This window comes from Paraburkholderia panacisoli (genome assembly GCF_008369935.1).
Taxonomy (GTDB): domain Bacteria; phylum Pseudomonadota; class Gammaproteobacteria; order Burkholderiales; family Burkholderiaceae; genus Paraburkholderia; species Paraburkholderia panacisoli.
This window is the reverse complement of the sequence record NZ_VTUZ01000030.1, coordinates 17,421-36,905: the sequence shown is the minus strand read 5'-3', so window position 1 is coordinate 36,905 and position 19,485 is coordinate 17,421. Positions and strand designations below refer to the sequence as shown.

At 56.4% G+C, this 19,485-nt stretch carries 13 protein-coding genes and 5 pseudogenes; 8 read left to right on the top strand and 10 right to left on the bottom strand.

The genetic code is table 11. From position 1 onward, the window contains the following. Window positions 1–226: 226 nt before the first annotated feature. Window positions 227–3,469 (top strand): efflux RND transporter permease subunit, encoded by a 3,243-nt coding sequence (locus FVF58_RS33520; RefSeq protein WP_149674039.1) that lies wholly within the window; start codon window positions 227–229, stop codon window positions 3,467–3,469. Between the two features lie 328 nt (window positions 3,470–3,797). Then, window positions 3,798–4,831: pseudogene (locus FVF58_RS33515) on the top strand (IS481 family transposase). 231 nt (window positions 4,832–5,062) lie between these two features. On the opposite strand, the gene FVF58_RS33510 reads toward FVF58_RS33515, so the two are convergent. The 5 genes and pseudogenes from FVF58_RS33510 to FVF58_RS33490 all read right to left on the bottom strand — a co-directional run. Beyond that, complete coding sequence (locus FVF58_RS33510; protein WP_149674038.1) at window positions 5,063–6,181, bottom strand: NADH:flavin oxidoreductase; 1,119 nt, start codon at window positions 6,179–6,181, stop codon at window positions 5,063–5,065. Window positions 6,182–6,396: 215 nt separating this feature from the next. Continuing rightward, a complete protein-coding gene (locus tag FVF58_RS33505) occupies window positions 6,397–7,116 on the bottom strand; it encodes a hypothetical protein (protein ID WP_149674037.1) in 720 nt (239 codons plus the stop codon). A gap of 540 nt (window positions 7,117–7,656) precedes the next feature. Beyond that, window positions 7,657–8,481: an alpha/beta fold hydrolase gene (locus FVF58_RS33500; protein ID WP_149674036.1), complete on the bottom strand. Its 825-nt coding sequence runs from the start codon at window positions 8,479–8,481 to the stop codon at window positions 7,657–7,659. A 200-nt stretch (window positions 8,482–8,681) separates the two neighbouring features. After that, window positions 8,682–8,804, bottom strand: a pseudogene (locus FVF58_RS33495) (IS110 family transposase); the annotation flags it as partial. Window positions 8,805–8,850: 46 nt separating this feature from the next. Then, window positions 8,851–9,069, bottom strand: a pseudogene (locus tag FVF58_RS33490) (transposase); the annotation flags it as partial. A 994-nt stretch (window positions 9,070–10,063) separates the two neighbouring features. Between FVF58_RS33490 and FVF58_RS33485 the strand changes: the two are divergent. From FVF58_RS33485 to FVF58_RS33475, 3 genes are all read left to right on the top strand, one after another. Further along, complete coding sequence (locus FVF58_RS33485; RefSeq protein ID WP_149674035.1) at window positions 10,064–11,467, top strand: MFS transporter; 1,404 nt, start codon at window positions 10,064–10,066, stop codon at window positions 11,465–11,467. 92 nt (window positions 11,468–11,559) lie between these two features. Further along, window positions 11,560–11,955 (top strand): hypothetical protein, encoded by a 396-nt coding sequence (locus FVF58_RS33480; protein WP_149674034.1) that lies wholly within the window; start codon window positions 11,560–11,562, stop codon window positions 11,953–11,955. A gap of 217 nt (window positions 11,956–12,172) precedes the next feature. Further along, complete coding sequence (locus tag FVF58_RS33475; protein ID WP_149674033.1) at window positions 12,173–12,481, top strand: hypothetical protein; 309 nt, start codon at window positions 12,173–12,175, stop codon at window positions 12,479–12,481. Between the two features lie 927 nt (window positions 12,482–13,408). Here FVF58_RS33475 and FVF58_RS33465 read toward each other — a convergent pair. The 3 genes and pseudogenes from FVF58_RS33465 to FVF58_RS54285 form a co-directional block, all read right to left on the bottom strand. Then, a pseudogene (locus tag FVF58_RS33465) lies at window positions 13,409–14,163 on the bottom strand (transposase); the annotation flags it as partial. A 15-nt stretch (window positions 14,164–14,178) separates the two neighbouring features. Next, entirely contained in the window at window positions 14,179–14,514 is a 336-nt protein-coding gene (locus tag FVF58_RS54890) for a zinc ribbon domain-containing protein (protein WP_149674032.1), read from the bottom strand. 9 nt (window positions 14,515–14,523) lie between these two features. Next, window positions 14,524–14,649: a hypothetical protein gene (locus tag FVF58_RS54285; RefSeq protein WP_281291313.1), complete on the bottom strand. Its 126-nt coding sequence runs from the start codon at window positions 14,647–14,649 to the stop codon at window positions 14,524–14,526. 14 nt (window positions 14,650–14,663) lie between these two features. Between FVF58_RS54285 and FVF58_RS33455 the strand changes: the two are divergent. Next, a pseudogene (locus tag FVF58_RS33455) lies at window positions 14,664–14,912 on the top strand (SIR2 family protein); the annotation flags it as partial. Window positions 14,913–14,966: 54 nt separating this feature from the next. Continuing rightward, window positions 14,967–15,101 carry a hypothetical protein gene (locus tag FVF58_RS54280; RefSeq protein ID WP_281291311.1) on the top strand — a complete coding sequence of 45 codons (135 nt, stop codon included), beginning with the start codon at window positions 14,967–14,969 and terminating at the stop codon, window positions 15,099–15,101. Between the two features lie 604 nt (window positions 15,102–15,705). Here FVF58_RS54280 and FVF58_RS33450 read toward each other — a convergent pair. Together FVF58_RS33450 and FVF58_RS33445 are read right to left on the bottom strand one after the other, a co-directional pair. Then, complete coding sequence (locus FVF58_RS33450) at window positions 15,706–17,238, bottom strand: CoA transferase (RefSeq protein WP_149674031.1); 1,533 nt, start codon at window positions 17,236–17,238, stop codon at window positions 15,706–15,708. Between the two features lie 274 nt (window positions 17,239–17,512). Beyond that, a complete protein-coding gene (locus FVF58_RS33445) occupies window positions 17,513–18,439 on the bottom strand; it encodes a LysR substrate-binding domain-containing protein (RefSeq protein ID WP_149674030.1) in 927 nt (308 codons plus the stop codon). Between the two features lie 272 nt (window positions 18,440–18,711). On the opposite strand from FVF58_RS33445, the gene FVF58_RS33440 reads away from it, so the two are divergent. Continuing rightward, the gene (locus tag FVF58_RS33440) at window positions 18,712–19,398 is read left to right on the top strand and encodes an SDR family NAD(P)-dependent oxidoreductase (protein ID WP_149674029.1); all 687 of its coding nucleotides are present in this window, start codon (window positions 18,712–18,714) and stop codon (window positions 19,396–19,398) included. The last annotated feature ends 87 nt before the right edge of the window (window positions 19,399–19,485 follow it).

Here is a 19,485-nt window from a genome sequence, read left to right as displayed (position 1 = left end):
GTGTTGACGAACAGAGTGCAGACTTGGACTGAAACAGTCGCGGCGTCGGCGACTCATGCGGAGACAACGGTTGTGGCATTCGCACCCGACCGCAGTTGAACGACGATTTCCGCGAGGATGCCGGTCGCGCCGTTGTCGGGTCTGGGCGGATACGTTGTGCTGAACGAGATACACGAAAGCATCTACAGGTTCTTGGAGCCGTGGACCGTACACACAGGAAACTGTCATGAACATCTCGAAGTTTTTTATCGATCGCCCCATATTTGCCGGGGTGTTGTCGATACTCGTCCTACTGGCCGGCATCATCGCCATGTTCAGGTTGCCAATCTCGGAATATCCGGAGGTTATTCCGCCGTCGGTCGTGATTCATGCGCAGTACCCTGGCGCAAATCCGAAGGTTATTGCTGAAACCGTGGCCGCGCCGATCGAGGAACAGATCAACGGTGTCGAGGACATGCTGTATATGCAGTCGCAAGCGACGAGCGACGGCAACTTGACGACCACAGTGACATTCAAACTGGGTACGGACCCGGACAAGAATACGCAACTCGTGCAAAACCGCGTGAATCAGGCGCTTCCGCGTCTGCCAGAGGATGTGCAACGACTAGGGGTGACGACGGTGAAGTCGTCGCCGACGCTTACGATGGTTGTTCACGTCACTTCGCCGAACGACCGTTACGACATGACGTATCTGCGCAACTACGCGTTGATTAACATCAAGGATAGGATAGAGCGCCTCCAGGGCATTGGCGAGGTTCAGCTTAAGGGTTCCGGCGATTATTCGATGCGGGTGTGGCTCGATCCGCTGAAGGTGGCGCAACGCGGATTGACCGCCACAGACGTTGTGAACGCGATCCGCGAGCAAAACATTCAGGTAGCGGCTGGCGTCATCGGTTCGTCACCCAGTGCGCCCGGTGTGACACTTCAGTTGAGTGTGAATGCGCAGGGACGCCTCCAAACGGAAGAGCAATTCCGGGACATCATTCTGAAGACGGCTCCCGGCGGAGCAGTCACTTATCTACGCGATGTTGCGCGTGTAAAAATGGCGGCATCGGAGTATGGCCTGCGTGCACTCATCGACAACAAGCAGGCAGTTGCTTTGTGGATTTTCCAGCAACCGGGCGCGAACTCCCTGCAGATTTCCGATGAAGTCCGCAAGACGATGAAGGAGCTCAATGCCGACATGCCGGCCGGAGTCAGCTACCAGATTGTCTATGACCCGACGCAATTTGTCCGTTCCAGTATTGAGGCAGTGATTCATACGCTGATCGAGTCGATTGCGCTGGTTGTTCTAGTCGTGATTGTTTTTCTGCAAACCTGGCGCGCGTCGATCATTCCGCTTCTCGCAGTGCCGGTGTCGATTATTGGGACGTTCTCACTGCTTCTCGCCTTTGGATTTTCAATCAACGCCTTGTCGCTCTTCGGGATGGTGCTCGCGATAGGGATCGTGGTTGACGATGCGATCGTCGTGGTGGAAAACGTTGAGCGAAACATCGGCTCAGGATTATCGGCAAGGGAGGCGACCTATCAGGCCATGCGAGAGGTGAGCGGACCGATCGTCGCCATCGCGTTGACGCTTGTTGCCGTATTCGTGCCGCTGGCGTTCATGTCGGGTTTGACCGGCCAGTTTTACAAGCAGTTCGCGATGACAATCGCAATCTCAACGGTAATTTCGGCGTTCAATTCGCTCACGTTGTCACCGGCGCTCGCGGCCCTGTTGCTGAAGGGGCATGACGAACCGAAAGACTGGTTGACGCGCGCGATGGACCGGTTGTTCGGTGGATTCTTCCGTCAGTTCAACAGGGTGTTCCATCGTGGCTCGGAAAATTACAGCAGGGGCGTGACTGGTGTCATCAATCGCAAGGCAGCCATGGTGGCTGTCTATCTGGTGTTGCTCGGCGCTGCGGTTTTGATGGGTAGGGTAGTGCCGGGTGGATTCGTGCCAGCGCAGGACAAGGAATACCTGGTCTCATTCGCACAATTGCCCAATGGCGCCACGCTCGACCGCACGGAAGCAGTGATCGAAGAAATGACGGCGATCGCCCGCAAGCAGCCTGGAATTGAATCCGCAGTCGAGTTCCCCGGTCTTTCGGTAAATGGGTTCGTTAATTCGTCGAGCGCCGGTATCCTGTTCGTCACGCTCAAACCGTTCGGTGAGCGCAAGGGCAAGCCGGAGCAGTCTGCAACCGCGATCGCGGCGCAACTGAACCAGAAGTATGCTGGGATCAAGGGTTCGTTTATCGCGGTTTTCCCACCGCCACCAGTATTGGGATTAGGCACGCTCGGTGGCTTCAAGATGCAACTGGAAGACCGAGGTGCGCTTGGATATGAAGCGCTCAATACCGCGACCCAGGCGTTTATCAAAAAGGCTGGACAAACAGCCGAACTCGGCCCGACGTTCTCAAGCTATCAGATCAACGTTCCTCAGGTGAACGTCGATCTGGACCGGGTGAAAGCAAAGCAACTGGGAGTCTCGATCACGGACGTGTTCAATACGATGCAGATCTATCTTGGTTCTCTATACGTAAACGATTTCAACCGTTTCGGTCGCGTGTATCAGGTCCGTGTTCAGGCGGATGCGCCGTTCCGTGCGCATTCCGAAGACATCGGCCTGTTGAAGACCCGGAACGTCAATGGCGAGATGGTGCCGCTGTCGTCTGTCGTCAGAGTGACGCCGACGTACGGCCCGGACACGGTCGTACGTTACAACGGCTACCCTGCGGCGGATATCAATGGCGGCCCGGCGCCAGGGTATTCGTCTGGTCAGGCACAGGCTGCTGCCGAGCGTATCGCAGCGGAAACCCTGCCGCGCGGCATCAAGTTCGAATGGACGGACTTGACATATCAGCAGATTCTCGCGGGTAACACCGCCCTATGGATTTTCCCGATCAGCGTGCTGCTAGTGTTCCTGGTGCTCGCTGCGCTCTATGAAAGTCTGACGTTGCCACTAGCAGTGATCCTGATTGTGCCGATGAGTCTTCTATCCGCGTTGCTGGGAGTCTGGTTGACCAAAGGGGACAACAACATCTTCACGCAGATCGGTTTGATGGTTCTGGTGGGGCTTTCGGCGAAGAATGCAATCCTGATCGTCGAGTTCGCTCGTGAGCTGGAAATGCAGGGTCGCTCGATAGTCCAGGCCGCGATTGAAGCTAGCCGTCTACGTCTGCGCCCAATCCTGATGACGTCGATTGCTTTCGTCATGGGGGTGGTGCCGCTCGTGCTGTCGTCGGGAGCGGGCTCGGAAATGCGTCATGCAATGGGTGTGGCCGTATTCTTCGGGATGCTCGGAGTGACGCTGTTCGGGCTTATGTTGACGCCGGTCTTCTACGTGATTTTACGCAAGCTGTCCGGCACCGAGCATCTCGTTGACAAACACGGACATCCGCCGCATATGCGCGTCGACGAGCCGCCGGAAGAGTCTCCTTACAAGACTTTGGAAGGAACCGCGAGAGAAACTATGGAAGCGTGAGAGCAGCGCGAAGAAAGGTGAAGATGGTGAACGCTCGCATTGAGGACGCAAGAGCCGTATATTCCCCGTCGCGTTGAATACAGCGGACATCTTAATTGGCGCGTCAGATCAGGGCGCTTGTGGACCAGGGGAGAGGCTCTGATCCCTCCCTTGTGGGGGCTGGGGACTGAAGCACGGTGATGGTTGCGATTTGAGGAGAGTTCGTCTCAGCGGGGCTACGGTTAGCCGCGGCGCGCGGCGAGGACGTACTCGTGACTGAGTTCCTGGTTGTGTATCTGCGGCGATGATGTGTGTGATTCATAGACATCGTTTCAACTAAAATGAGGCGATGGACCGTGAGATTGCGACTCGATTGCGATGGGTGCTGATGTATCACGAGACCGGCAACGCCGGTCTCTTATGCTCGCGGTGTGGCGTATCGAGACCGACACTTCGCAAATGGTTACGACGCTACCGGGATGCTGGAGAAGAAGGTCTGCACTCTCAAAGTCGCCGCCCTCACAACAGTCCAAACCGGAAGATCACCGAGGCTGATCGGGCGACGATTCTCCGCTGCGTGCCGAGCGCAAGGGAGCACCGCGAATCCAAAACGAGTTGCGACTGTGCGAACAAAGAGATCTGTCGCTCGCTACCATCCATAAGGTTCTGAGCGAAGCGGCTGTGAAGCCGTTAGTGCGGGCCAGACGACCGGCACATCCTAGACGCTATAGCCGCCCGGTTCCGGGAGATCGGGTCCAGATGGACACGATGAAGATCGCGCGAGGCGTTTATCAATACACGGCCATCGACGACTGCTCGCGCTTCCGCGTACTGGCCGTGCACCCACGTAGAAATGCCCGTAATACGCTGCTTTTTCTCGATCGCGTCATCGAGGAGATGCCGTTTCCTATCCAGCGTATCCAGACTGATAGGGGCGGCGAGTTCTTCGCCGAATCAGTGCAGCGGCGTCTGATGAGCGAGTGCATTAAATTCCGACCGCTTCCGCCACGCTCACCACACCTCAATGGCAAGGTGGAGCGTTCACAACTGACGGACCTGAACGAGTTCTGGTTCCACCATGCCGCGACCGAGGCCGAGATTGATCAGCGTCTTGAGGAATGGCAATTCGACTACAACTGGCGTCGCCCTCACGGCTCGCTCGGAGGCAAGACGCCCGTCGACCGCATAGCGGAAGCGGGCGAAGTCACACCTCTCGCGGAGCAAGTCGAAAGCGCCTACGACGAGCGAAAGGAGCGAATCCGGCACCGCGAATGGCGAGTCGACAAGACCCTTGCCGACCATCATCGGCGCGCGCTTGAAATCGCGTCTCCTCACGGAGCCACGAGCTCAAGTACGCCAAGAAAACGATCTACAAGAAAGTGAAACGATGTCTGTGAATCGCACACTTAAGGGTCACACGCCCCCGCGCGCAGCATAGGCAAATCCAAAGGTGAGGCCCGGGCGCGGATCATAATATCCGCATCCTTGACCACGGTACGACCACCGAATAAATCCTCGATGTCGTGATCACCACTGTACCGTCCCGGAACCAGGCACTCGGAAGATGTGGCGATCTGTGAGCGAGAGGGCACCGTTACTGACGCACTTGAACGACTAGATCAACTCGGCGAACGCTGAGGGATCAAAGCCATTGAGGTCAGCGTGAGCGCCTGCCTTGATCTTCTCCGCCCATTGTGGATCTCCAAGCAAAGCGCGACCGACCGCGATCAAGTCGAACTCTTCTCGCTCCATTCGTTCGATCAGGCGTTCCAGCCCGATATTCGTTGACCGTTTGCCCGCGAATGAGTCCACCGCGTCGCCCGAGAGCCCAACGGAGCCAACGCTAATCGTGAGGGCACCCGTCAGCTTCTTGGCCCACCCGGCGAAGTTGAGGCCGTTCTGGCCATCGTCGTCGGGGAATTCAGGTTCCCAGAAACGTCGTTGCGAGCAGTGAAGCATGTCCACACCAGCATCGACCAGTGGTCCCAACCAGTCTGCCATCGCTGCGGGCGATTCAGCAAGGCGGGCCGAATAGTCCTGCTGTTTCCACTGACTGACGCGGAGAATAATCGGGAAGTTGTCTCCTACCATGGCGCGAACCGCAGCCACAATCTCGCTGGCAAAACGTGAGCGCTCCTTGAGCGTGGTGCCACCGTAACCATCTGGGCGCCGGTTCGTATCCGCCCAGAAAAACTGGTCGATGAGATAGCCATGCGCGCCATGAATCTCCAGGGTGTCAAAACCTAGCCGCTTCGCTTCTCCGGCGGCGCGGGCAAATGCTGAAATAGTGTCGGCGATATTCTCATCGCTCATCTGAACGCCCCGTTCCTTGCCCGGTGCCACCAACCCTGAGGGGCTCTCAACAGGACTACCAGGCTCCCAACCAGATTTGCCGCCAAGCGAGCCTACGTGCCATATTTGCGGCCCCATGCGTCCACCTTCCGAATGCACGACATCGATGACTTTCTTCCATCCATCGAGCGCGGCGTGGCCGTGAAAGAAAGGAACGCCGGGCTCATTTCGCGATGCGGGCCTGTTGACCACTGTTCCTTCCGAAAGAATCAGTCCTACGTCAGCTGCGGCACGACGCTGGTAGTAGGCAACGTTCGCGTATTCCGGGATACCGCCCGGTGCTTTTGCGCGGGTCATTGGCGCCATCACGATGCGATTTTTCAATTCCAACGATTTGACACGGAAAGGGCGAAACAGCACGTCTGCGGAATGAAGAGGCATTCGGGACTCCGTCCAGCTAGATGAGAGAAAGATGATGCGTTTCCCGCGAAAACAGCGATACTCCGGTACATGGGGTCGCAGAATCAACGCTTGCGAGATATACATAACCGGCAATGCTCAGGATGGCGCGGCCATCCTGATACTTCCTTGAGTACGTACAGCGAGCCGATCGGGTCGGGCCGTTTACCTTCATCAAATCGGCCGCCAGGGCCGTTTCACCGACGCACTACCACGTCCACATAGTCGAGAATGAAGGACGTTCGGCCCGAGAGGAGTGGACCCTCAGGAATACGCCTGACCACGCGCCGCAAGCTTGGGAAGATAATGCCGTCGACGGTTACAGGATCGTAGCAGTAGTGCGCAGCCACGCCGCCCAACACATCGGTAACGTAGTCGAGTCGCTTGAGCATGAACTGCTCGTCAAAGTACAGCTTTTGTACGTTGGTATGCGCGGGAACATCGTCCGGGTAGGTCACTTCGAGGACGCGCCAGCGCTCGTTACCTTCGATGTGCTCTTCCAGTTCGCGGGTTATGAACCCGTCACGGGTGAAAAGGAACGGCACGGTCAGGTAATTCCAGATTGCATAGCCGAGGAAATAGGTCAAATGCAGCCGGTCCCACGGAGTAGAGCGTTCATGCCCCGCGAATGCCGCGCGCGGAACAAACCGCTCTTCGACAACCTCGCCGTCCCGGCGCTCGACCCAAACACGGTCTGGTGTGAATATCCAGCGATCGTCAGGATCTCCACCGAGCCGCTGGAACACGGCGCGAGGCCTCGCAGTCTCTATCGATACGACCGGGCGGTGGTGGCCGGGGAATCCTTTCAAGTCAAGAAGACCACCAGAAAAGTTGAACACGACATCAATGGCACGTATACCGTGCCATTTTTCGGTTCCACCATGCGCTTCTATCACGCGTTCAAGTAATTCGTTCATGTTTAAAAATTCTCCTAATTTCATTAGGCACAAAGCGTGCCGCTGTCTTCAAGGAAAGGATTCGTCTCCGGTGACGTTCTGGCGCGAGTCACGTGCTCTACCCGTTGTTCAGCGCGCGAGGCGGGCCCGCTCCTGTGAGAGCGCATCGTTGAGAGTCAGCGTATCTTCCTGAATGAGCACTTTCTCAAAATCACCACATTGTCCGCCGCACCTTCAAGCGATAACTACGGTGCGTCCGCCTGGTCGCATCACACTTTCGACCGCGGCCGTCTTGATTGCGTCAGTATTTCTCTTTGTCCAATATGAGGTCGTGCTGTGGAGCAACCGCATCATGGTTGGGCGGCTTCTTGACGCAAATGTTCATTGAAGCAACTTGCCGCCGAAGTACGGGCGTGCTGGAAATTCCCACGGCAGGGATCGAAATCGCCTCCGGGAATCGTTACTAGTTTCTTGGGTTCGATTGCACGTACATACGCGGCAAGGGTGCCTCCCTATCACCTAAATAGGATGTGCGAGATTCCGACCCGGCCGAAACGCGCTCTACGCGGAGAGAAATGCCAAAACCTCTCTGGTGAACTCGTCGATGTGTTGAAACAGAAAGCCGTGCCCAGCGTCTGGATACAGCACAAGCTTGGCGTTTGGTGCCTCTTGCGAAATGACAAATGAACCGTACGTCGGCACCATGACATCTGTCACTCCATTTGCCACCAGGATGGGCATGGAAAGTTCCTTGAGCCGAGGCCGCGCGGCGTCACCACCATTTGTCCAGTTCACGATCGCCTTGAGCTGGTTCATAACTGAGAGCATTGGGGTAGCAGGCCCGTCATTGTCAGCAGCAATTCGCGCCAGGTTAGCGCGGCCGGCAGCTCTACTTGTCTCAGAGTCCGCAAAGAATAGAAAGAGGTAATCTTCATCATCGACCGTTTCTTTAGGGGCGATCTCGTTGACACGAGGGTGACGCTTTACGCCCTCTGTGATTGCACCCGGACCGGAGCCCGCAATGACCAACCGACGCACACGCTCGGGCGAACGGAGTGCCATTGCCTGCCCAATATACCCCCCCAACGACCAACCGAGTATGTCAGCGGCGTCGATTTTGAGTGCGTCCAGGAACTCAAACGCAATGTTGGCAGTCTCGGTAACTGTGGTTGGAGCGTTCCCTTCTGAACGCCCAACTCCCGCGCTGTCGAAGCGGATAACCCTGCGATGAGCCGCAAGCTTTTCGATGAACTCAGGATCCCACTCGTCGATAACGCCACGAAATCTCTGTATAAGCAACAAGGGCTCGGCATCCGGACTTCCGTCAATCCGATAGGCAAGTTGACCACTCGAAGTTTCAATGTATTGAATCCGTTTGATGACCATTTTGCGCGTTCTCCATGTTCACACATATTGAATTTCAGGTCGAATGCGTATCGGTAAATTCGTCACGTACAGAATTACTTCAATGTGAACAAGCCGTCGACATCGCACGACGTGACAGCGCTACGCATGGCCACGGTCTTCGCGTTGGCCATTACAAGCCTGATCATGCGACCCAGCGCTTCGCCAGCATCGTTCACTAAAAAGTGCTCCAGGAACTCGGTACGACGAAGCTGTCTGTCGAACACCTCGCCGGTATCTGCAACTATCCAGTGCAGTTGGAAAACCCGCTTGGCGATGTCTACACCCACGACTGTCGATTCCATTTGCGCTCTCCGGTAGGACGAGGCCTCAATTATGCGATGAGGAGGCGTCCATACCATTTTTTCCGAGCAGTCGCTGAAGCTCCCTGATTTGTTTGAGTGCGTCGCTCAGCTCCGACGCCGGCACGACTTCCTCGCCGGCACTGACGGCCGACAGGCTGCCGTCCTGATACAACTTGCGCCAGTGAAACAGCTGATTCGGATTCAGGCCGTGCTGGCGTGCAACCATCGAGACCGACTTGCCCGGCTCGAAACTCTCTCGCACCATCCCCAGCTTCTCGTCCGCTCACCACCGCCGCCGGCGCTCCGGTCCCGTCAACACTTCCATCACTTCTTGCTTGTTGTTAGTCAAAAACACAGTCGTATGCCGCTATTTTAAGTGGGAGACTGTGTCCGGTGATTCCGGGGGCCGCTCCAGTCACCTGCTGGTAGAACCTCCGCGCGAATGCGGCGTCCCCTAAGAACGGCAACGTCAATTTCCGTTCACTGACCTTGGTCGGTTTCCAGGGCCAGTCAATCTCACTATGTACGGACATCCTAGCATAAAGAATTGCAGCGTCAGAATTCAGGAATGATCCAAGCGGAGTAAGGATGATTTTTTTCAAAAAATGTTTACAACCGAGAACTTAGATTCTACTATGTCCGTACATACTGGTGTGAGCGGAACCATGGTTTCGCGGAGGCCAAGTTGAAATGGATAAAGATGAACACGATCGTGGTCTATTTCGAGAGTTTTCGAATTGGCATAGAGAGCCAACATGCCGCGCCGCGTACGCCGACGGAGGGCGATCGTCGCCCATACATTGACCTGACCGGCGCTCGCCGCACGGCGGGTAGTGCGCAGACCCAACGCATACACAACGTGTCGTCTCCGACTAACATCTGCGCGAAGATCCACCGGTGCCCAGTACCGCTGTCGGAAAGACAATGGCGGGACACCCCGCGCTTGCGGTTTGCAGCGAAGCCGCGTAGTGGATATTCGATCGCTGCGGCATATCACAATGGGTTGGTCTCGCTAGCGGCTGGTTAGAGATTCTTTAAAGATCCGACGGGTGAGCCGGGCTAAGGCCTTTTCGCAGGCAACCCAAGTGGTGCGACTGTGTAGAGCGGCACCTTGAACGGCGGCTGTGTTACGGCGAGTTCCTGTGAAGTGATAGTGGCAGATAGACAAAGCTTAAGACTCGCGTGTGTATGCGCCGGCGTAGAGATCACCCAAAAGACTATGTAGTTGACTACTAGACGAAAATATCTGGAGATAATGCATGAATCCGCCCCCCATCGATGTCCAGCAATTTTTAGATGAAAACCGATTTTCGCCATACCAATGGCTGATCTTGTTCCTGTGTTTTCTGGTGGTTGCTGTCGACGGTCTCGATACAGCCGCCATGGGTTTTATCGCACCATCGCTCGTTACAGAGTGGGACGTCAGTAAGGCGGCACTAGCGCCTGTGATGAGTGCTGCTCTCTTCGGACTTGCAATTGGAGCGCTAACGGCTGGACCGCTCGCCGACAAGCATGGCAGGAAGGTGGTGATTGTTGCATCGGTCCTGGTCTTCGGTGTGGCCAGTGCGTTAAGCGCAGGCGCTTGGTCGCTATGGTCCCTGACCGCATTTCGATTCATTACCGGACTAGGTCTTGGCGCAGCCATGCCAAATACCGTCACGTTAATGACAGAATATGCCCCTCGGCGCAAGCGTGCTTTGCTGTCTACGTTGATGTTTTGTGGCTTCGCACTTGGCTCTGCGTCAACGGGTTTTGTCGCCTCCTCAGTTATCCCAATGTTCGGCTGGCGTAGCTTACTTGGGCTCGGCGGTCTGTTGCCAGTGACTCTGGCGGCCGTTCTTATGCTGACCTTGCCAGAATCCGTGCGATTCCTGACGTGGAGGGCGGCTTCGAGCGCAGAAATCGCAAGAATTCTCCGAAAAATTGCGCCTTTGCCAGCAGAGGAAACACTAACGTTCCATCTTTCGGGAGAAGCTGGGGGACATTCGCGTTCTTCTATCCGGTCTCTTTTTAGCGAAGGGAACGCGGCAGGAACTTGGTTCCTCTGGATAACTTTTTTCATGGGGCTTATCGTCGTATATCTCCTGACGAGTTGGCTCCCAACCTTGATGAAGGAATCGGGCGTGCCGATGCCGCAGGCCGCTGTGGTGACTGGGATGTTCATGTTTGGCAGCATGTTCGGCACCATATTGATGGGATGGCTGATTGATCGGTTCAGCACTTATGTCGTCGTGAGTATTTCCTATGGATGCGCGGCTGTTTCGATTATTTCGATAGGACTAAATCCAGGAGATGTATCTCTGCTGCGGGTTCTCGTCTTTACGACGGGATTTGCAATGGGCGCGACAACAACGATGCCCATAGTCGCTGCGCAGTTTTACCAGATTCACTGCCGGGCAACTGGGGTTAGCTGGATGCTTGGCATGGGCCGCTTCGGAGGAATTCTGGGCGCGTCTATGGGTGGGATTCTGATGACACTTGGATTGAGTTTCCGGGCTATCTTCCTTGGACTGGCGATTCCTGCAATCCTTGCGGCATGTGCAATGGGCCTGATGGGTGTGTACTATTATTTCCGCAAAGGAAACGAGCCGTTGTCCGAGGTTTTCGAAGGTGGCGACAAGGTCCGTAAAGCTCTCGGACTTCAGTCGAAAGTACCCTATTAGCATCGAATGTCGGGTTCTGAAATCCGTCGTGATCTATTGGAGACGTTTGAATTCGCCCGTGTCCAGGTGAAGGTGACTTCAGGACCCCGAGAATGTCGTCCGCAAGCGGTCTTGCAGTGTCTATGGCACATGCATTGGCAACGGTAATTTGTGTCGACTTTCATTACTCGATCGCATTCGGAGAGACGCGAACAATATCGCTTCCTCAGGAAGCGGGAATACTGACCTTTCAGCGCAATCGGAAAACAGGCGGCGTTACCCGATCGCTGGAGAAACACGCGACCCAGCAAAAGCCCGCCCCCTATACAGATATCCCTGATTTTCGGCGCAAGGGCAAGCAAGTTGGCAAGGACGGTGATGCAGTGAGCGCTGAGCATCGGCGACGCGCACAGGACCGGAGCGCTTCAACAGATCATCATTTCACTCTGAATGGAGTTCTTCCTACCGAGGATCTGACGTGCTTTATTCGCCTCGAGTCGCTGAGCTAACACACGTTTGCGGAGAGATATATATATCCAATTCGATTACGGTCGGAATGGCATCTATGCCCGCGGTGCCTGTGATTAATCGGAAGCTGTCGAAATGTGATTTTTTCGGCTTCAAGAGGCTGCCTGGTTAGCCAAATCTAAACGGATTTACCAGGAACACTTAACTGGTCGCATACGATGAATGCGCAGATCAATCGTTCCATATCTGGGTGTTGTCATGATCCCCTACCTGTCTGAGCGAGAAAACTCTATCGAGCAAGTCAACGAGATGTGCTTGCACCTTTTCGACCTGTGGTGCGAAAGCAGAAGCGTCGTGCCGCTGACGCATCTGCTAAGAGGCTGGCCGTTGACGAACAGCGAGCCCGAGGCCCTCCGACGCCTCGGCAACGCGCTGCGCGATCTCAGACGGCAACATCTGCACGACGCCAAGAGTCATTGGTCTCAGGAGCTCTGTGAGCTATCGGATTGCGTCGAGGATCTGCTTGCCCTGTCGTCCCTATCAACGTGGGCGGCGACCAGCGCGTAGCGCGACCGGAGACACCAGGTCCCGCGCAATGCAATGGGTATGCGGAGGGCAGCATGCATTTCAATGAAATCAGTGACGAAGAATGGCTGCAGCTGGCCCCCGTTTTGTCGGATGCTGCCATCGGCCATCGGCCATGGGCAACGCGGCCGGCCCCGCGTGCCGGCTCGCGTCGTGGCAAATGCCGTGCTGTAGATACTAACCAGTGGTGAACCGTGGTCCCGGCTGCCGAGCGCCTTTCCGTCAATACCGACGTGCCGGCTCCGTTTTGAACAATGGCGTTCGACCGGTGCCCTTGCGGAAATGCACAGGATCCTCTCGGCCGCCGAACGCAAGTTTCGTTGCGGTCCGGACGGCCTCCTGGAACTCCGCCATGCCGCGCCAAGCGCCTTTGATCGTCTGACCAAGGACGAAGGGCTTCGCCAGGTATTCTGGAAAGATCAGGCGTCGTGGCAGACACCGCATGGCACACGGCAACCACGTCAGGCAGTGGATGCGTTCACTCAGATCGCACTGCAGCTCCCAAATTCTTCGAGTACCGTACCCGAGCGGATCCAATCACACGCTCCGGTCGAACGCCCACTGTCCAACGATCGGACTGTCTCGCCCTGGATGGGCCTTGCGTCGAAAGGTAGACGTGAATTCGACCCGCGCGGATACGTCATCTACTTTGCCGCCGATTCCGTCGCTACCTCCCGGTTTCGCGGATGGGCCGAGATCGTACGGGATGCACGGCGGGTCGCTCGATCCGGGCTGATTGGCCCGAACTTCAAGAACAGCGAGGCGGCACAGCAGTACGCACTCGAATGGGCGCGGCGATGGATCGACGAGGCAACGGCAAGAGCGAGGACGACGTCAACGAAGTCGAGAATGATTTCTGGCAGCGAAAAATTCAGTCCGGGTAAGCAGTCCATCGCCACCATATCCAGCATCGAGGGCGGGTTGACATATTGTTTGGGATTTTTTCGATATCAATACATCATGCCGGCGGGTATCGCGACGTTGGCCAAGGCGCCGAAGCAGCAACTGATGGTCGCGCATGACGCGATAGACCCGCTTGGCGTTCACGCACGGCGCACCAGTCATTTCGTGACTACGTCGCAGCAATGCCCTGGCTCGCCGGTATCCATAAGTCGGCAAGCCCGCCACCTGTTCGTGGATTGCAGCGACCAGCTCCGTGTCGTCGGTCTGTTGGGCGCGGCGGCCGTCCTGCCAGTCCGGCGAGCGGGCTTTTCTGACTGCCAAAGCAGAGCGCGCAACGCCGAGAACATCGCAGACCGTTTTCATTGGTCGTCCCCGGGCAGTAAGGGCGAGCGCGCAATCCAGTTTTTTGAGCGGCCATATTCGACTGCTTCCTTCAGGATTTCTGCCTCCTGCGTCTTCTTGCCAAGCAGACGCTGCAGTTCCCTGATTTCCTTCATCGCTGCGGCTAACTGTGAGGCTGGTACCACGGCTTCTCCAGCCTTCACCGGTGCCAGGCTGCCGTCCTCATATTGCTTGCGCCACGCAAACACCTGGTTTGGGTTCACCCCGTGCCGTCGGGCAACGGCCGAAACCGTTGCTCCCGGCTCCAGGGTTTTCTGCACGATGGCCACTTTCTCTTGAACCGAACGCCGACGACGGCGCTCTGGTTCGGTCAGAACGTCAATGCTTTCCACGATTTGCCTAGGCTTGAAACTAGTCACAGACTACCTCTTATTTTAAGAGGTGCCGCCTGTCCTGAGAATCAAGGGGCTACTCCATTGCCATCGCTCGAGCAACGTCTGCTTCACCGCCTTGTACCGCATCGGCCTGGGTGCGAGACGACCATGAGCATCAACCGTATGCGGGGCTTCCCTCAGAACATCATCGGTCAGCCTGCGGTGAAGATTGATGGCGGAATTCGTGTCGGCGTTGGCCCTGAGGCCGCAGCCAATACATTCAAACTGTTTCTGTGTCTTGCGGTTGTCCCTGTCTATGGTGTGGCATCTGGGGCATTCCTGACTTGAATACGCCGCGTGAGTTGTGTGCACCCGAATGTGCCGCTTCTCACACATCGACAGGAGTCACGGCTTCAGCGACGACAGGCGCAGCAGTCTGAGCAGCCGGCTGTATTTCACGTTGTGCAACTCGTGCCGCAGGAACGTGGCGTCCTTCGAGATCGACAGGTCTTCGAGCACGATGTCGGTCACACCTTCGGCAGCCCAAACACAATAGCTCCCAGTTGAACAACACGCGTCCGAAGCGCGATGCTGTTGTGTACAAGATGCACGGTGACGTCACGGTGCCGGCGGATGCCGTGTTATACAAAGAGCAGTACGAACGGTACTACGAGACCCACGCTCCTTTTGTTACCGCACTTAGTGGGGACCTAGTGTCGAAGACATTCCTCTTCATCGGTTTTAGTTTTACTGATCCGAACCTGGACTACATCCTCAGTCGGCTGCATACCTCCATAATCTGAAATGTCCGAACAACGGTACGTGCGCGAAAGGAGACAATCCTTTCGATGAATTCACGTTCAAGCGCAATGGAGTCGTTGTCAAACCCGCTGTGTACGACCCGAACGAGCGACGCCAATGGCGACATCAAGGACAATCTGCCGAAGTGGATCGAGGCAGCAATAGCGGATCTATCGAAGTAGTGCTGTAGAGCCTTCGTTTGGTGTGGCGATGGGATGGGCGAATTCCGTCCCGTTTTACGTTGTGCTCACGGGACTGTGGCGGGCCGCGCGATTTTTGCACGCGCGTCTCGACTACACCCAGAAACCGTGTGTGCTTTCGAGCTCTTTCTGGTGTCAGGGGAAAATCACTCGAGCTATGCCGCCACTGGAGACCGCGGTGATCGACTGCGCACCTGACTTTGGCGCAGTGACATGGGCAATTCCGGCATCTGCGTCGTTACCGCACCAGTCGAACATGTTGTTCTGACACGTCATCAAACTCCGCCGCATCGGGGGAGCGGGTGGGCCGGCATGTACTTCAGCGTTTTGGACAGCGGACAAGTAGAAGGGTTGGTATTGCTCACGCTCGGTGGGCTCGGCGTCGGCAGTCGGTGTGCACATGAAATCGGTTGCCCAATATACCGGTGCCGCAACGACGGATAGTTCTGAAATCCTGAAAAGAACAAACGATAGGTGCGAATAATTCCGCACCCGGCCCTCTTTAGCATTTAGATGTGTTCAAAATCCCGCAAGAGCTGTGATGTTCAACTGTCCTGCCGTTCGGGCTGGGCGCGTTCCGCTACGGTTAGCGCGGCAACCACTCAGCCTTGCTGGCGCCTCGCGGTACCAGGGGAGTCTGGTAGTGACCTGGCGTACCGGACATCGTCACCTGATCGGTAACGCCCTGATAATGGCCACATGGTGTTTCCACCTGGAAGAGCTCTGGGGCCAAATAGGAGTGTTCGCCATCGGTTCCCGCGACGTTATACGCATAGGCTTTATCAAACACCCCCATTTGAAGCAACCAGAGCGATAGGCGCGCCAACGAGATGCGGACTCGATAGCTTCCGCCCTCGACTGCCCGGCGTTTGAGTGCCGCCATGGCTCCGACACTCGCCAACCAGGCGGTGATGTAGTCGTTGACGACGAAAATTTCCGGCAATTTGGGGTTTTCCACCGAGCCCTCCAGAGCCAACACGCCTGACACGCCGCCCGCCGTTTGGTCGAATCCGATGCGGTTGGCCCATGGACCACGCGCACCGTAGATCGAAATATCGACGTGTACAATACCGGGTCTGATCAGGGCCAAGTCGTCGGTCGACAGGCCGATCGATTCGATATAGCCCGGCCGGCGATTCGCAAAAAACACGTCAGCATCTGCCACCAGAGCCTTCAGACGCGCCATCTCATCGCCCCGCGTGACGTCCAAAATGGTCGATCGCATTCCGACATTGGCTGTGTAGTAGTTGAAATCAAGCTCATAATCTTCGGGGCGCCATACGTTGAGGACGTCCGCGCCGTGATAGGCAAGGGCTCGACCACAACCCGCGCCGGCAATGACGTGTGACAAGCCCAGAGCTCGAATACCGGACAATGGTGCCACTGGGTTGGTAGTGAACGGTTCCGGATCGCTATCGCCAACCTTTTCGATCTCAATCAACGGTAAGCTGGAGACATACTGGGCTTGTTCTTCTGCGAGGAACTCTGCGGGGCTACGTACGACGGTAGCTTGCAGACCGGCGCGATTCATCGCCTCCTCCAATTCGAACGCGTCCCATTTGCGGACGACCTCCCCGATTGCGGCCGGGCTGTCGTGGCAGCCAAGAAACGCCAGTGCCTTTGTCTTCAAGGACGGGTAAATGTTCATGAGCAGAATCCTGCGTCCGTCGCGCGTCCTGAACATATTGTTCGGCATGAATGGGTTGGTCGGATCCGCGGGGTTTCCGGGAGGATATCCGTTCAGGAGTTCCCATTTTCGATCGTAGAAAGGACACAGCCGATGCAAGACTTGTCCGAGGTTGACTGAAAGGTCTTGCGCGGCGCCACCTCGAAAGCGCCAAAGATCTGCAACTGATATCGCTTTGGCCATCAATGCGATAGCCGCCATGGTCGCGAGTGGTAGTGCGCTCCTGACAATCGGATCGCGACCGACAAACCGGATCGCTCCACCTGAGGAGGTAAGATCAAGCCCCACCGTTGCGAGTACTTCCGTCAGCTCCCGGATCGGGTCGACTGTGCAGTCGTCGGTAATCGGGTTGTCCAGCGCCCGTTGGATACGTTGGATCAGGGCGTTAGTGGGGGGCTGTGAGAGCGCAAGGGTTGGCGGGTTTTCAATCATGGTTTCGAATCGATCCTTCGTTCGACGAGATCGCCGTTCAACGATCTCATATACGTTCCGTCCGGCCCGAACCTGTGGTTCTCGCCGACGCGTGGCAGCCGCTGTTTGGGCCTTGAACCACGACTCTAGCTCGCGTATAAGGGGATGGCTAAGACTTTGAAGGCCTTGCCTCATGCCTCATGGGCATGCAGGCGAGGGAAAGCTATTACCGGGGATAGCCGTGGAGTGCGGACGCAATGTGTCGCGGCGGAGCAGGGAGTATTGCCCGGAGGCTCTATGGCGCAGCGGCTAACGTCGTCACGTCGCCGAGCGGTCGCCTGGCAATGAGGGCATCAGCCTGGGAAAGGAAATGCTGCAGAATAGGCGATGGGTTGGTCCGGTTATAGGCAATCGCCAAATCGACGGCAGCTTGTCCACCTTCGAGCGGAATGCCAACGACCGATGGTGGTAGAAGACGTCGGGCGAAACCTCCCAAAATGCAAACTCCGGGCGTGGACAGCACCAGCGTAAACGCCATGTGAAGATGATCGGCCTCCAGGCCCGCAGCCAAAGTCACGCCTGACTGAGCCACGAATTCATCGATCGCCCGTCGAAGCGCGGGAGAAACCGTGCGCGAAATGCTGATGAGCGTCTCGCGGGAGATGTCCTCAAGACGAATTGTTGTCCGACCTCCCATCGGATGATCACGGGGCATGATGACGACGAGCGGTTCCTTTGCTACTAGCATCAAAGCAAGTTCCGGAGGCGTGTCATATGGTCGGATGAAAGCGAGATCGACTTTGCCGCTGATAAGGTCGCGCGTAAGTTCCGGTGAGCTTGAACTGATCGGAGTTAGTTCCGCATCGCTCAATTCGTCGCGCAGAATACTTAGTATTTCTGGCAATAGGGCGACCTCATAGCCGGACAGAAAGCCGACTACGAACGATGTCTTCGCGGACCGAGCGGCGCGTTGCGTTGCCATGCGCGCGATTTCAACTCTTGCGAGGATGAATCGCGCATGCTCGAGAAACACTTGACCGGCGACGGTCAGCGTTAGGCCTTGCGCACCGCGAACGATAAGCTCAGTGCCCAATTCCAATTCCAGATCGCGAATCTGGCGGCTCAGTGATGGCTGAGCCGTATGCAAACGTCGCTCCGCGGCCGCAGTAAAGCTGCCTTCCTCGACGACGGCAATGAAATATCGCAAATGTCGGAGTTCCATTAGGCCAATGCTTCAAAAGTATGAGCCGCAGCTTACAAAGTCTTGGTCACTGACGCAAGCAGTCTCTACAGTCACTCCCATGCCGAGGATCTCGTCGACGGGCAAGGCTCAACGCAGCGTGACCTGAGACGTCTGTGATCATTGGCGACGAATGTTCATTCGCCGCAAACACGTCGCCAGACTCTTGCGAATTTCATGCTGTGCCGATGGTCTTGCCAAAGAGGGCGGATTGATCGGTCATATTCTCGTTCCCGTGAAAAAGGAGGCTTTAGATGACTGGACGGCTGGCCGGTAAGCGCGTAATCGTGACGGACTGTAACGAGTACAACGGCGCGGATATCGTTGAACTCTTCAAAAAAGAGGGCGCGGAGGTGTTTGCGGAGTCGCGTGATTTGACACCGCCGGACGCCGCAGACAAGTTGATCCGCGAGGTTGGGCATGTCGACATTCTTATCGCAAACTTGGCGTATCCGCACAAGTATGCACCTGCGACCGAAAAGACCGATGAAGACATGGAGTTGGCGATGCAACGGATCGTATATCCACTGCACCGGCTCACCAGGGCAGTTCTGCCGCAGATGCTTGCACGCAAGCAGGGCAAAATCGTCGTCGTGGGCAGTGCCACCCCGCTACGCGGTCGAAAGGGCGGAGTATCCATATATGGTGCGGCGCGAGGTGCGCAGTTCGGCTACATGAGAAACGTTGCGATGGAAGTCGCGCCCTATGTGCATATCAACGCCACGGCGCAGACCTACGTTGATAATCTGACGTACTGGCCAAGCGAATATCGCACGACCGAAGAATTTCGTGTGCGTCTGGCGGAGTGTCCCGGCGGTCGGCTCGCACCCGGGCTGCAGCTAGCCCAGTCAGTTCTCTTCCTGGCTGGACCGGAAAGCGACTTTTCGTATGGTCAGATTCTGTCCTTCGACGGAGGATGGACGTCGGGCAGCACGATGTAAGTTTCAAGAGAGGCTGCGCAACGCATGGCTGAGCATCGCTGCTCCGGATGGAGGGCGAAAAGCGATGTATCTCGATGTGCTTTACAT

Excerpts from the sequence above, each read along its gene's own strand:
- FVF58_RS33520 (WP_149674039.1), top strand. The coding sequence starts at position 227 with ATGAACATCTCGAAGTTTTTTATCGATCGCCCCATATTTGCCGGGGTG.
- FVF58_RS33510 (WP_149674038.1), bottom strand. The coding sequence starts at position 6,181 with ATGCCTCTTCATTCCGCAGACGTGCTGTTTCGCCCTTTCCGTGTCAAA.
- FVF58_RS33505 (WP_149674037.1), bottom strand. The coding sequence starts at position 7,116 with ATGAACGAATTACTTGAACGCGTGATAGAAGCGCATGGTGGAACCGAA.
- FVF58_RS33500 (WP_149674036.1), bottom strand. The coding sequence starts at position 8,481 with ATGGTCATCAAACGGATTCAATACATTGAAACTTCGAGTGGTCAACTT.
- FVF58_RS33485 (WP_149674035.1), top strand. The coding sequence starts at position 10,064 with ATGAATCCGCCCCCCATCGATGTCCAGCAATTTTTAGATGAAAACCGA.
- FVF58_RS33480 (WP_149674034.1), top strand. The coding sequence starts at position 11,560 with ATGTCGTCCGCAAGCGGTCTTGCAGTGTCTATGGCACATGCATTGGCA.
- FVF58_RS33475 (WP_149674033.1), top strand. The coding sequence starts at position 12,173 with ATGATCCCCTACCTGTCTGAGCGAGAAAACTCTATCGAGCAAGTCAAC.
- FVF58_RS54890 (WP_149674032.1), bottom strand. The coding sequence starts at position 14,514 with ATGTGTGAGAAGCGGCACATTCGGGTGCACACAACTCACGCGGCGTAT.
- FVF58_RS54280 (WP_281291311.1), top strand. The coding sequence starts at position 14,967 with ATGAATTCACGTTCAAGCGCAATGGAGTCGTTGTCAAACCCGCTGTGT.
- FVF58_RS33450 (WP_149674031.1), bottom strand. The coding sequence starts at position 17,238 with ATGATTGAAAACCCGCCAACCCTTGCGCTCTCACAGCCCCCCACTAAC.
- FVF58_RS33445 (WP_149674030.1), bottom strand. The coding sequence starts at position 18,439 with ATGGAACTCCGACATTTGCGATATTTCATTGCCGTCGTCGAGGAAGGC.
- FVF58_RS33440 (WP_149674029.1), top strand. The coding sequence starts at position 18,712 with ATGACTGGACGGCTGGCCGGTAAGCGCGTAATCGTGACGGACTGTAAC.